Raw genomic sequence first — 13,469 nt, 5'->3', positions numbered from 1 at the left:
GGTCTCAGCAGCTGTCTCACAGAGCGGACGAACCAGGGGGTGCGACGGCCGTCGGCCACCCCGTCACCGGGCCGGCGGCGGGGCGTCCTGACCCGTCCCCGGCCGGCCGTTCTCAGCCCGTGAAACCGCCCGGTTCATCGCCTCGGCGGCGATCCGCGCCGCCGCCTGCAGCGTCCGCTCGCCCAGCAGCTCCGTACGGATCGCCCCGCCCGCCGCGAGATGGCGGTCGTAGGGAAGCGGAAGCACCACCGCGCCGCCGACGCCGAGGTGCTCGGCGGCCTTGCGGACATCGAGCCCGGTGTCCGGCGCGGCATGGCTGAGCACCACGACCGTCGTCGGCAGCATCCGGGGGTGCAGGCCACCGACCCAGTCCAGGACGGAGCGGGTGGCGGCCACGCCCTCCGGGGTCGCCGGGCAGACCAGGATCCGGGCCTGCGTCGTCACCAGCGCGGTGCGCGCCACCTCGGCGGGCAGCGTCTCGCAGTCGACGACCGTGGTCGCGAAGTACCGGCGCAGCGAGGTCATCACGACCCGGTAGGTGTCGATGTCCAGGCGGGTGCCGATGGCGCCCTGGCTGCCGGGCAGCAGCCAGCCGCCGCCCGGAAACGGAATCAGGTACCCGGTCAGGTCCGTGATCAGCATCGACGGATCGACTATCTGCGCCAGGTCGGTGCCGGACCAGCGCACCTCCGTCGCGCCCAGCCGGTGCGGGAGCGTGCCGAGCGCCGGATCGGCCTCGACGGCCAGCACCGGATCGGCGCGGTAGTGCGCGTAGGTGAGGGCCAGCAGCGCGGACACCGTGGATTTGCCCGCACCGCCCCGGATGCTGGTCACCGAGATCTGCCGGCCGGTGGTGACCGGCTGCTGGATGGCGTACCCGGCCTGCGTGACGGCGGTGGTCTCCGCCGCGGGCGAGGAGGCGATCGCCCGCCGGACGACCCGCCCCGCGCGCTGGGTGACGGACTCCCCGTGCCGCGGCTTGCTCCGCAGCGCGTCCAGCTCGGGCGGCATCAGCGGTACGGAGACGGGGGTGGGCCCGGACCTCCGCACCGGGGAGGTCCCGCGGACGGGAGCGGGTGCGTGCACGGGAGTGGGTGCGTGCACGGGAGTCGGCGTGTGCACGGGAGTCGGCGTGTGCACGGGGGCTGCACCGGGCGCGGCGGCCTCCGGGGGCGGCGCCGGGTGGGGAGCCGCCCCGGGGGCAACGGGGGCAACGGGGACAGCGGGGGCAGCGGCCGCGGGCGCCTGCGGCGGGACGGAAGGCACGGGCGGATACGCGGAGGGAGCCGGCGGATACGCGAAAGGCGCGGGCGGATACGCGGAAGGGCCCGGCGCATGGGAGGAAGAGGAGGAAGCGGAGGGAAAGGAGGGAAAGGAGGGAGGAACCGGTGGGTGCGGCGCGCTGCCGGGTCGGGGCGCGGCCGCATGGGCGGTCGGCGGCATGGCCCCCGCGGGCGGCCCGGCCGTCCCCCCGGTCGCGGCCGGCTCCGCCATCGAGGTCGTGGGGATGTCCCACACATTCGCCTCGACGAAGGCGGCTCCGGATACGGGTCCGGCTCCGGGTCCGGATCCGGCATCGCCCGCGTGCCCCGGCGTCATCGCTCCCCCACCCTGCTCACGCAGCAGCTCGTACTGCGCGTCGTTCCCCGCCGGCCCGTCCGCCGCCACTGGTCCCTCCGCTGCCATGTCCGTCTCCGCCTCCGGCTCAGAACGTGTGCAGCAGCCCGCTGTAGACCCCGAACGCCCCGAGGGCCACCGGGATCAGCGCCACCACACCGACCGACTCGACGAGATTCAACAGCCGGCGCAGCCGGGCCCGTACGTGCTCCGGCAACCGCGGCGCGAGCGCCCCGAGCGGCAGTACCGCCAGCACGCACAACACGGCCAGCGCGCCCGCCGGATCCCCCGAACCGGCCGCCCACCGCAGCGTCAGGCACACCCCGATCGCCGTACCGGCCGCCAGCAGGGCGAGGACCTCGACCGCCAGGGGATAGGCCCGCGCACGCGACAGCGTGACCCCGCACAACAGGGCCGCGGCGGCGGCCGACCAGCCGTCCCCCGCACCCGCGGCCAGCACGCCCGCCGCTCCCGCGCAGACCGCCACGGCGACGGTGGCCGGCGCGAGCCCGCGATGGGTCGCGCCCAGGGCGGTCGCCACCTGGTGACGGCTCACCGGCGCACCGCCGGAGTGCCGGTCGTCGAGCCGGGTCAGCCCCGCCGCCCGCAGCGCCAGCCGGGGCAGATACCCCAGCACGAGCACCGAGAGCGCGCCGAGCACAACTCCCGTACGTGCCACACCGGTCAGCGCCAGCCCGGCCTCCCAGGCGCCCACCGCGCAGGCGACCGCCGCCGCGCCGACGAGTCCGCCGCGGCCCAGCCCCGTGCAGACCCCGAGCAGCGCGAGCACGGCCGCGACGGTCAGTCCGACGGCCGCCAGCCGTGCCGCGCCGGCCGGGGAGGCCTGCCACGAGGCGAGCACGCCGAGCGCGCCGCCCAGCAGCAGGAGCGCGGTGTGCAGCGGCCGCCGGCCGAGCCCCGCGCAGCAGGCGCCGAGGGCCGCGGCCAGTGCGCCGGCGATCCCGAGCCAGAGCGCGGCGGCACCGGGTCCGTACCAACTCGCCGCCGCCGTACCGGCGATGACGGCCAGCAGCACACTCGCGGCACCGGCCGTCCACGTCCGGCTCCACGCGCCCCAGCGCCGGCCGCGCACCCGCAGTTCGTCGGCGACCTCGTCCGTCGCGTCGTGTGCGGCCGCCGGTGTCCCGTGTTCCGGTACGAGCCGCAGCTCGGCCCCGTCGGGCACCTTCGCCGAGGCGAGGGAGTCGTCGTGCGACAGCACCGACCCGTCCGCGGCCATCAGCCGCCGCGCCGGCGGTTCTTGGCCCGGCCGGTCGCCGAGCAGCCGCAGGACCTCCGGCAACAGCACGCCGAGGGACTCCTGGGCGGGGAGCACGAGATCGACCCGCCGCCGCTCGCCCACCAGGGTCACCCGGCTGAGGGAGGTACCCGACACGGCCCCCGAACCCCTCCCCGTACTCACACTCACCATGCCGACGCGGTCCCTGTGTTGCTGTCAGTGGGGCTCACTCCGGGCGCACGCGCACCGCCCGTCATCCTGCCACGATACGGCCCGGCCGGGACGGCCCGGCCGGCACGGAATACGGCGGACCGGCCCGCCCCGCACGACGGGCTGCCGACGAACCGGGACAGGGTGCGGAAAACCCCACCACCGGCCACCCCCTGCACCCCATGGCACCGGGCGGCGCGGCCGGGCAGGCTGGGCCCATGACGGAAAGATCCCGGTCCCGTGCCGCTGCTGACGCCCCCGACGGCGCCCCGCCTCCACCGCCCCGCACGCTGCTCAGTGGCCTGATGTGGCGGGAGATCGCCTTTCTCCTGGCCAACTTCCCGCTGGGGCTGGCGGCGTTCGTGGTGGTGCTGGTGTGGCTCACGCTGGGCATCGGGCTGTCCGTCACCGTGATCGGGCTGCCACTGCTGGCGACGGGGCTGCTGGCGTGCCGGCAGTACGGGCGGCTGGAGCGCGCCCGGGCGGCGGCCCTGCTGGGGCTACGGGTCGCGGAGCCGAGCCGGCTGCGGCCACGGGAGCCGGGGTTCTTCCCGTGGCTGTGGACGTGTCTGACGGATCCGGTCGCCTGGCGGCACGCGCTGTTCGCCTTCGTCCGGCTGCCGTGGGTCCTGCTCACCTTCACGGTCGTCCTCGTGCTGCTCGTCGTGGGGTGGCCGGTGCTGCCGTGGGTGGTGCGGTGGCTGTCCGACGTGGACCGGGCGATGGTGCGCGGGCTGCTCTCGCCCTCCGACGAGCTGGAGCGGCGGATCGCCGAGCTGGAGTCGGACCGGGTGACGGTCACCGACACCGCGGCCGCCGATCTGCGGCGCATCGAACGGGATCTGCACGACGGCGCGCAGGCCCGGCTGGTGGCCCTCGCGATGGGGCTCGGGCTGGCCAAGGAGAAGCTGCTGGAGGACCCGCGCGCGGCGGCGGCGATGGTGGACGAGGCGCACGGCGAGGTGAAGCTCGCCCTCCAGGAGCTGCGGGACCTGGCCCGCGGCATCCACCCGGCGATCCTCACCGACCGCGGGCTGGGGCCCGCGCTGACCTCGCTGGCCGGGCGCTGCACGGTGCCGGTGACCACCTCGGTGGACCTGGCCGAGCGGCCCGCGCCCGCCATCGAGGGCATCGCCTACTTCACCGTCTCGGAGCTGCTGCAGAACGTCTCCAAGCACAGTGCGGCGCGGCGGGCGTCGGTCGAGGTGTGGCGGGTCGAGGGGGGCGGGCCCGCAGGGCCCTCGGACCGGGGCGGTGGCGGGCGAGGGGCGGGCGACCGGCTGCTGATCCTGGTGTCGGACGACGGGCGGGGCGGGGCGCGGCTGGACGGCGGCAGCGGGATGGCCGGGCTCGCCGGGCGGCTGGGGTCGGTGGACGGGCTGCTCGTACTGGACTCGCCGGTGGGCGGTCCCACGCGGGTGACGGCGGAGCTGCCGTGGCGGGCGCGGACGGAACCCGGGGCGGCCTCGACGGACCGCTGAGGGCGGTCTTCCGGACGCCTCCCGGGGTGGGGAAAACCCCCGGCGAAGACTGCGAAGGCCCTCATGGTGCGGCGGGCGCCGGGCGCGGACCCTTGGGGGGACGGAGAAGGACGCACGGCCGGTGAGCGGGCACGGCGTCGACAGGGCAGCGGCCGCGGCCGCGGGCAGCACCGCAACCGGCAGAAATGGACGACGAGACGATGGATTCCGCATACGCACCGCAGCACCGCGGCTCCCGTGTGCCCGTGGGGCTGCGCGCCCTGTTCTCCGGGCGCACCTGGCGGGAGACCCTGTACCTCTTCCTCAACCTCCCGATGGCCATGGTGATGTTCACCTACACGGTGACGGTGGTCTCCCTGGGCGCCGGGCTGCTGGTGACGTTCCTGGGCATCCCGGTGCTGGCCGGGGGTCTCGCCGGCGCCCGCGGTCTCGGCGCCCTGGAGCGTGCCCGGGCCCGTGCCCTGCTGGGGCTGGACGTCGCCGATCCGGGTCCCGTCCGGGCCGCCAAGCCAGGGCTGCTGGGGTGGGTCGGGGCGGTGCTGAAGAGCGGGGCGTCCTGGCGGCACGTCGTCTACGGCCTGGTGCACTTCCCGTGGGCGGTGTTCTCCTTCGCCTGCTCGCTGACGTTCTGGTCCGTCGGGTGGGCGCTGCTGGCCTACCCGCTGCTGCGGTGGGCCTTCCCCGCGTACGTCGACCAGCCGGACATCCGGCTGTGGGGGGACGGCAGCGGCCCGGGCTTCACTCTGGACGGCCCGGCGGAGATCGTCGTCACCGGCGGGATCGGGCTGCTGATGGTGCTGGCCGGGCCGTGGGTGATCCGCGGGCTGACCCAGGTGGACCGGGTCATGGTGCAGGGCCTGCTGGGGCCCTCCTCCCTCGCCACCCGGGTCGTGGAGCTGGAGTCGGACCGCGGGGTGGTGGTGGACACCGCGGCGGCCGACCTGCGCCGCATCGAGCGTGATCTGCACGACGGCGCCCAGGCCCGGCTGGTCTCGCTCGCCATGGACCTGGGCCTGGCCAGGGAGAAGCTGGCCGAGGACCCGCAGGCCGCCGCGAAGATGGTGGACGAGGCGCACGGCGAGGTGAAGATCGCGCTCCAGGAGCTGCGGGACCTGGCCCGCGGCATCCACCCGGCGATCCTCACCGACCGCGGGCTCGGGCCGGCGCTGTCGGCGCTCGCCGCGCGCTGCACGGTGCCGGTCACGGTGGGCGTCGAGCCCATGCGCCGGCCGGCCGCGGCGATCGAGGGCATCGCCTACTTCACCGCCTCCGAGCTGCTGCAGAACGTCTCCAAGCACTCCCGGGCCGACCGCGCGACGCTGGACGTCTGGCGCACCGAGGACCGGCTGATGGTGCTGGTCGCGGACGACGGCCGGGGCGGTGCGCACACGGGTGCCGGCACGGGTCTGGCGGGCCTCGCCGAGCGCCTGGAGTCCGTCGACGGCGTGCTGATCGTGGACTCCCCGGACGGCGGCCCGACCCGGATCACCGCCGAGCTGCCGTGGCGCGGGTGACCCCCGGGCCGGCGGCTCCCGGGCCGGTGCCCCGCCGTCGCCGCCGCTGATCCCCCTTCCCCGCCACGCCCCCGTCCGGATGCTGGGATGCTGGAGGCGGCAGAGCGGGATGCGCTGAGGGCATGGGGGAATCTGAGCCGTGGAGGACAAGGTGCGGGTGGTCATCGCCGAGGATTCGGTGCTGCTGCGGGAGGGCCTGACCCGGCTGCTCACCGACCGGGGGCACGAGGTCGTGGCGGGCGTGGCGGACGCCGAGGCGCTGATCGAGGTGATCGGGGAGCTGGCGGACGGGGGCGCGCTGCCGGACGTGGTGGTGGCGGACGTCCGGATGCCGCCGACGCACACCGACGAAGGGGTGCGGGCCGCGATCCGGCTGCGCCGGGACCACCCCGGCCTGGGGGTGCTGGTGCTCTCGCAGTACGTCGAGGAGCAGTACGCCACGGAGCTGCTGGCCGGCTCCAGCCGGGGCATCGGCTATCTGCTCAAGGACCGGGTGGCCGACGTGCGGGAGTTCGTCGACGCGGTGGTCCGGGTCGCCGGGGGCGGGACCGCGCTGGACCCGGAGGTGGTGGCGCAGCTGCTGGGCCGCAGCCGCAAGCAGGACGTGCTGGCGCATCTGACGCCCCGGGAGCGGGAGGTCCTGGGCCTGATGGCCGAGGGGCGGACGAACTCCGCGGTCGCCCGGCAGCTGGTGGTCAGCGCGGGCGCGGTCGAGAAGCACGTCAGCAACATCTTCCTGAAGCTGGGCCTGTCGCAGAGTGACGGGGATCACCGTCGGGTGCTCGCGGTGCTCACCTACCTCAACTCCTGACCGTCTGACACCCTGTCAGAGAGGTGGCCCGAGGCGTTTTCCGCCGGGATCCAGGACTTTGGTAGTAGAACCAATGGCGGAGTCCGGAGCGTCATGGGCGAGGGGGTCGCGGGGGCGGTGATTTCATGACAAAACACACCAGATCGGTGTCTCACGCCGACGTCCAGCATGCGATCGCCCTAAGGAAGGCCACCCTTACCCCCGTACGATGGTGAGGGGACAACCGGTCGGTACGACACGTCCCGAGCCCTGCCTCCGGCGGGGACGCCGCACCCCTCGAGGGAGGTCCGAAGCAGTGACCAGCCAGGTCAGTAGCCCAGCAGAGCAGACCGATGCAGCGCTTGTCGGGGAACAGCGCGCATCCGGCGCCGGCGGGGAAGGCAAGGAAGTCCGGCGCCTGGACCGGGTGATCATCCGGTTCGCGGGTGACTCCGGTGACGGTATGCAGCTCACCGGCGACCGGTTCACCTCCGAGACGGCGTCGTTCGGCAACGACCTGTCGACGCTGCCGAATTTCCCCGCCGAGATCCGGGCCCCTGCCGGGACCCTGCCGGGCGTCTCCAGCTTTCAGCTGCACTTCGCCGACCATGACATCCTCACGCCCGGTGACGCGCCGAATGTCCTGGTCGCGATGAATCCGGCGGCGCTGAAGGCGAATATCGGGGATGTGCCGCGGGGTGCGGACATCATCGTGAACACCGATGAATTCACCAAGCGCCCGATGGCGAAGGTCGGCTATGCGACCAGTCCGCTGGAGGACGGCTCGCTGGAGGCCTACAACGTCCATCCGGTGCCGCTGACCACGCTGACGATCGAGGCGCTCAAGGAGTTCGGGCTCTCCCGCAAGGAGGCCGAGCGCAGCAAGAACATGTTCGCGCTGGGTCTGCTGTCGTGGATGTATCACCGGCCGACCGAGGGGACCGAGAAGTTCCTGCGGGCGAAGTTCGCGAAGAAGCCGGATATCGCGGAGGCGAATGTCACCGCGTTCCGGGCCGGCTGGAATTTCGGTGAGACGACGGAGGACTTCGCCGTCTCCTACGAGGTCGCACCGGCGACGAAGGCCTTTCCCACCGGCACCTACCGCAATATCTCCGGCAATCTCGCGCTGTCCTACGGGCTGATCGCGGCGGGCCGGCAGGCGGACCTGCCGCTGTATCTGGGCTCGTACCCCATCACCCCGGCCTCGGACATCCTGCACGAGCTGTCCAAGCACAAGAACTTCGGTGTGCGCACGTTCCAGGCGGAGGACGAGATCGCCGGGATCGGCGCGGCGCTGGGCGCGGCGTTCGGCGGTGCGCTGGCGGTGACGACCACCTCCGGCCCCGGTGTGGCGCTGAAGTCGGAGACCATCGGTCTGGCGGTCAGTCTGGAGCTGCCGCTGCTGATCGTGGACATCCAGCGCGGCGGGCCCTCGACGGGCCTGCCCACCAAGACCGAGCAGGCCGATCTGCTCCAGGCGATGTACGGCCGCAACGGCGAGGCGCCGGTGCCGATCGTGGCGCCCAGGACTCCCGCCGACTGCTTCGACGCGGCGCTGGACGCGGCCCGCATCGCGCTGACCTACCGCACCCCCGTCTTCCTGCTCTCCGACGGCTATCTGGCCAACGGTTCCGAGCCGTGGCGGATCCCCGATGTCGACGAACTTCCCGATCTGCGCGTGCAGTTCGCGTCCGGCCCCAACCATCAGCTGGCGGACGGCACCGAGGTCTTCTGGCCGTTCAAGCGCGACGAGCAGACGCTGGCCCGCCCCTGGGCCGTGCCGGGCACGCCGGGCCTGGAACACCGCATCGGCGGCATCGAGAAGCAGGACGGCACCGGCAACATCTCCTACGACCCCGCCAACCACGACTTCATGGTGCGCACCCGTCAGGCGAAGGTCGACGGCGTCGAGGTCCCGGACCTGGCGGTCGACGACCCCGCCGACGACAGCGGCCGGGGCGCGCGGACCCTGGTCCTGGGCTGGGGTTCGACCTACGGCCCGATCACCGCGGCGGTCCGCCGCGTCCGGGGCGCCGGAGAGCGCATCGCGCAGGCCCATCTGCGCCACCTCAACCCCTTCCCGCGGAATCTGGGCGAGGTCCTGGCGCGTTACGACAAGGTGATCGTGCCGGAGATGAACCTCGGACAGCTCGCCACCCTGTTGCGCGCCAAGTACCTCGTGGACGCGCGCTCGCACACCCAGGTCAGCGGAATGCCGTTCAAGGCCGAGCAGCTTGCGGAGGTCTTTAAGGAGGCCATCAATGACTGAGGCGATCTCGGAGCGGCCCTCGCAGATCGAGGCGCTGTCCCTGGTGCCCAAGGCCGAGGCCAAGCAATCCATGAAGGACTTCAAGTCCGATCAGGAAGTGCGCTGGTGCCCCGGCTGCGGTGACTACGCCGTCCTCGCCGCCGTGCAGGGCTTCATGCCCGAGCTCGGCCTGGCGAAGGAGAACATCGTCTTCGTCTCCGGCATCGGCTGCTCCTCCCGCTTCCCGTACTACATGAACACCTACGGGATGCACTCCATCCACGGCCGCGCCCCGGCCATCGCCACCGGCCTGGCCTCCTCCCGGCGCGACCTGTCCGTCTGGGTCGTCACGGGCGACGGCGACGCGCTGTCCATCGGCGGCAACCACCTCATCCACGCCCTGCGACGCAACGTCAACCTCAAGATCCTGCTGTTCAACAACCGGATCTACGGCCTGACCAAGGGCCAGTACAGCCCCACCTCCGAGGTCGGCAAGATCACCAAGTCGACGCCGATGGGCTCGCTGGACGCGCCGTTCAACCCCGTCTCACTGGCCCTGGGCGCCGAAGCCTCCTTCGTGGCCCGCACGGTCGACTCCGACCGCAAGCACCTCACCTCGGTGCTGCGCGAGGCCGCCGCCCACCCCGGCACGGCACTGGTGGAGATCTACCAGAACTGCAACATCTTCAACGACGGGGCCTTCGAGGTCCTCAAGGACAAGGAGCAGGCCCAGGAAGCCGTCATCCGCCTGGAACACGGCCAGCCCATCCGCTTCGGCGCGCTGGCCCCCGACGGCTTCGGCTCCAAGGGCGTGGTCCGCGACCCCGCCACCGGCGACCTCAAGGTCATCGACGTCCGGGAGGAGGGCCTGGGCGGGGTGCTGGTGCACGACTCCCACAACCCCTCGCCCACCACAGCCTTCGCCCTCTCCCGGCTCGCCGACGCCGACACCCTCCACCACACCCCCATCGGTGTGCTGCGCAGCGTCGACCGCCCGGTCTACGACACCCTGATGTCCGACCAGCTGGACGCCGCCATCGAGCAGAAGGGCAAGGGCGACCTGGGCGACCTGCTGACCGGCAACGACACCTGGACGGTCGTCGGCTGACGGCCGGTTCACCAAGGGTTCCGGGGCCGAACCGCCCACCGGAACCCGCGAAGGCACCCGCGGGGTGCCCGTGGCGGAACGTCCTCGGACGTCCCCTGCGGGCACCCCGCTCGCCGTTCGGCCACCGCACTCCGCGGCCTGTCATGACCGTATATCGGAACACACATGACAGACGGGGCGCGTGGCGCTACCTTCGCAGCATCGACGATGCGCCACCAGGAGGGTCCCTTGCCGACTCGAAGCGACCAGCGTGCCGGACTCGCCTACGGCGTCGCCGCCTACACCATGTGGGGCCTGCTGCCCCTCTACTGGCATCTCCTGGACGCCGCCGCGCCGTCCGAGATCCTGGCCCACCGCATGGCGTGGTCGCTGCCCGTCGCGCTCGTCATCCTGGCGGTGCTCCGCCGCTGGTCCTGGATAGGGCCGCTGCTGCGGCAGCCCCGGAAGCTCGCGCTGATCCTGCTCAGCGCCGTGGTCATCTCGGCGAACTGGTTCCTCTACATCTGGTCGGTCAACTCCGGGCATGTCCTGGAGGCGTCGCTGGGCTACTTCATCAATCCGCTGGTCAGCATCGCTTTCGGCGTGCTGTTTCTGCGCGAGCGGCTCCGGCCGCTCCAGTGGACGGCGGTGGGGGTCGGCGTCGTGTCCGTGGTCGTGATGACCGTCGCCTACGGCAAGATGCCCTGGATCGCGCTCGGGCTGGCCTTCTCGTTCGCCACGTACGGGCTGGTCAAGAAGGGCGTCAAGCTCGACGGCATCGAGGGCTTCAGCGCCGAGACGGCCATGCAGCTGCTGCCCGCCCTGGGCTTCCTGGTCTACCTCGGCCTCCATGGCCGGGCCGGCTTCCTCACCGGCGGGGTGGGCCAGGCGCTGCTGCTCGCGGGCTGCGGCATCGCCACCGCCGTGCCGCTGATCTGCTTCGGCGCCTCGGCCATGCGGCTGCCGCTGACCATGATCGGGATGTTGCAGTATCTGGCGCCGACCTTTCAGTTCCTGCTGGGGCTCACCGTCTTCCACGAGGCGATGCCGCCGGAGCGCTGGGCCGGCTTCGCGCTGGTGTGGGCGGCCCTGACCCTGCTGACCTGGGACGCGCTGCGGACCGCACGGCGGGGGCGGGCGGCGCTGGCCGACGCCGCGGCCCGCTCGGGCGAGGCGGCCGCGGCCGGGGCGATCCAGGCGGCGGAGGCCGCCCGGGCGGCGTCGGCGGCAGAGACGGCCGCGGCACACACGGCGGCGCCACGGCCCCCCGACGGCCTCACGCGGTGATGTCCCGGCCGGCGAACCGCGCCCAGGCCGCCGAGCCGAACACCAGGGCGTACAGCGCCTGCAGACCGGCATTCTTCTGCAACTGGTCCCAGTAAACGGGGTCGCGGAGCAGGTCCGCGAAGGACAGCCAGTAGTGGGGGAAGAGGTAGGGCTGGACGGCCTGCAACTGCGGAACGGTGTCCAGGATCTGCACGGTGATCAGCAGGCCGACCGTGGTCGCCATGGCCGCGATCCCGCTGCTGGTGAGCGTCGAGACGAACAGGCCGACGGCGGCCACCCCGACGAGGGACAGCGCCACCGCCCCGGCGACGGCCAGCGCCCGCAGCAGCCCCTCGCCGACGGATATGGACGTGCCCGACAGCAGGGTGACCTCCCCCAGCGGGAAGAGCAGCGCACCGGTCGCCAGCGCGGAGAGCGCCACGACCAGGGTGGCCACCAGACAGAACGTCAGGGTCGTGGCGTACTTGACCAGCAGCAGACGGGTGCGGCCGGCGGGCGCGACCAGGAGATAGCGCAGCGTCCCGCCGTGCGCCTCGCCGGCGATCGCGTCGCCCGCGAGCACGCCGACGGCCATCGGCAGGAAAAACGGCAGCGTCACCGCCAGCGAGGCGAAGACCAGGAAGAGGCCGTTGTGGGTGACCTGGGAGAGGAACGCCGGACCGGCGTCGCCGCCCCCGCCGTCCCCCGCTCCGCCGCCGGTCTCGATCCGTACGGCGACGCCGACCAGGACCGGTACGCCCGCGAGCACGGCCAGCAGCGCCAGGGTGCGCCAGCGCCGGAAGGTCACGGCGATCTCGTTGCGCAGCAGGCCCAGCGTCCACAGCGGCCGGGGCGTGCGCGGCGCCGCCTCAGCCCGCGACATCGAAGCCCTCCCCGGTCAGCTGGACGAAGATGTCCTCCAGGGAGGCGCGTTCGGTGCCGAAGGCGCGGACCCGCACCCCGGCGCACACGAGGGCGGCATTGAGGTCCGCCAGCTCCGGCGGCGCCCCGCCGTCGCCCGTGCCCAGGGGCGCGTCCAGGGGCGGCAGTTCGCCCGTCACCCGGTCGCCGGTGGCCCGCAGGGCGGTCAGGCCGTGCGCGTTGAGGACCCGGACCGCGTCCGCCGGATCAGGGGTGGTCACCGTCAGCCGGCCGGTGCCGCGCGCGTCGAGGACCGTGGCGGTGAGCCCGGCGACCGTGCCCTGGGTGAGCAGCCGGCCGCGGGTCATCACCGCGGCGTGGGTGCAGATCTGCTCGATCTCGTCGAGCAGATGGGAGGAGAGGAAGACGGTGGTACCGTCCGCCGCCAGCTCGCGGACCAGGGCGCGGATCTCCCGCATGCCCTGGGGGTCCAGGCCGTTGGTCGGCTCGTCGAGCACCAGCAGGTCACGGGGCTGGAGCAGGGCGGCGGCCAGCCCGAGGCGCTGTTTCATGCCGAGGGAGTAGGCACGGGCCTTCTTGCCGGCCGCGGCGGCCAGGCCCACCCGCTCCAGCGCCCGGCCGACGCGCTCGGTACGGGTAGCGGGATCGGCGGCCGGATCGGCGGCGTCGAACCGCCGGAGATTGTCCTGCCCGCTGAGGAAGCCGTAGAGCGCCGGCCCCTCGATGAGGGCGCCGACCCGGGGCAGCACCCGGCGGCCGGCCGACGGCATCGGCGCGCCCAGCACCCGTGCGCTGCCGGCCGTCGCCCCGATCAGGCCCATCAGCATGCGGATGGTGGTGGTCTTGCCGCAGCCGTTGGGGCCGAGGAAGCCGAAGACGCTGCCGCGCGGCACGACCAGATCGAGGCCGTCGACGGCGAGCCGCCCGCCGCGGTAGGCCTTGGTCAGCCCCCGGGTCTCGATCGCCGGCTCCCCGTCCGGCGCACACCCCGGGCGGGGCCCTTCGGCACGCGGACCGTTCGGCCGTGGTGCGGGCGGCGGTGGCATCGGCTGGCTCCCCCACGTCGTACGAATGAGCCTGCGGGCCCGCCGCGCCGCCCCCGGGGGACGGCGCGGCGGGCCCGCGAGGGCTGCG

At 73.4% G+C, this 13,469-nt stretch carries 10 protein-coding genes; 6 read left to right on the top strand and 4 right to left on the bottom strand.

Annotated elements, in window-relative coordinates:
- Window positions 1–63 precede the first annotated feature (63 nt).
- On the bottom strand, window positions 64–1,104 hold the full coding sequence (locus OIU81_RS20335) for a hypothetical protein (RefSeq protein ID WP_329149903.1): 1,041 nt from the start codon (window positions 1,102–1,104) through the stop codon (window positions 64–66).
- Window positions 1,105–1,705: 601 nt separating this feature from the next.
- On the bottom strand, window positions 1,706–3,049 hold the full coding sequence (locus tag OIU81_RS20330) for an EsaB/YukD family protein (protein WP_329149902.1): 1,344 nt from the start codon (window positions 3,047–3,049) through the stop codon (window positions 1,706–1,708).
- A gap of 236 nt (window positions 3,050–3,285) precedes the next feature.
- Here OIU81_RS20330 and OIU81_RS20325 point away from each other — a divergent pair, with 236 nt between their 5' ends.
- The 6 genes from OIU81_RS20325 (at window position 3,286) to rarD (ending at window position 11,474) form a co-directional block, all read left to right on the top strand.
- On the top strand, window positions 3,286–4,548 hold the full coding sequence (locus tag OIU81_RS20325) for a sensor histidine kinase (protein ID WP_329149900.1): 1,263 nt from the start codon (window positions 3,286–3,288) through the stop codon (window positions 4,546–4,548).
- Between the two features lie 200 nt (window positions 4,549–4,748).
- The gene (locus OIU81_RS20320; RefSeq protein ID WP_329155250.1) at window positions 4,749–6,062 is read left to right on the top strand and encodes a sensor histidine kinase; all 1,314 of its coding nucleotides are present in this window, start codon (window positions 4,749–4,751) and stop codon (window positions 6,060–6,062) included.
- A gap of 151 nt (window positions 6,063–6,213) precedes the next feature.
- On the top strand, window positions 6,214–6,873 hold the full coding sequence (locus OIU81_RS20315; RefSeq protein WP_329155248.1) for a response regulator transcription factor: 660 nt from the start codon (window positions 6,214–6,216) through the stop codon (window positions 6,871–6,873).
- A gap of 295 nt (window positions 6,874–7,168) precedes the next feature.
- Window positions 7,169–9,121 (top strand): 2-oxoacid:acceptor oxidoreductase subunit alpha, encoded by a 1,953-nt coding sequence (locus OIU81_RS20310; protein ID WP_329149898.1) that lies wholly within the window; start codon window positions 7,169–7,171, stop codon window positions 9,119–9,121.
- Window positions 9,114–10,208: a 2-oxoacid:ferredoxin oxidoreductase subunit beta gene (locus tag OIU81_RS20305; RefSeq protein WP_329149896.1), complete on the top strand. Its 1,095-nt coding sequence runs from the start codon at window positions 9,114–9,116 to the stop codon at window positions 10,206–10,208. Before OIU81_RS20310 ends, OIU81_RS20305 begins: the two co-directional genes overlap by 8 nt.
- Window positions 10,209–10,436: 228 nt before the next feature.
- Window positions 10,437–11,474, top strand: a complete 1,038-nt coding sequence (gene rarD, locus OIU81_RS20300) for an EamA family transporter RarD (protein WP_329149894.1) — start codon at window positions 10,437–10,439, stop codon at window positions 11,472–11,474.
- Here rarD and OIU81_RS20295 read toward each other — a convergent pair.
- Window positions 11,464–12,336, bottom strand: a complete 873-nt coding sequence (locus tag OIU81_RS20295) for an ABC transporter permease (RefSeq protein ID WP_329149892.1) — start codon at window positions 12,334–12,336, stop codon at window positions 11,464–11,466. The genes rarD and OIU81_RS20295 overlap by 11 nt on opposite strands.
- On the bottom strand, window positions 12,323–13,381 hold the full coding sequence (locus OIU81_RS20290) for an ABC transporter ATP-binding protein (RefSeq protein WP_329149891.1): 1,059 nt from the start codon (window positions 13,379–13,381) through the stop codon (window positions 12,323–12,325). Before OIU81_RS20290 ends, OIU81_RS20295 begins: the two co-directional genes overlap by 14 nt.
- Between the last annotated feature and the right edge of the window lie 88 nt (window positions 13,382–13,469).

This window comes from Streptomyces sp. NBC_01454 (assembly GCF_036227565.1).
In the GTDB taxonomy this organism is placed as follows: Bacteria; Actinomycetota; Actinomycetes; order Streptomycetales; family Streptomycetaceae; genus Streptomyces.
This window is presented reverse-complemented; position numbering and strand designations above follow the sequence as displayed.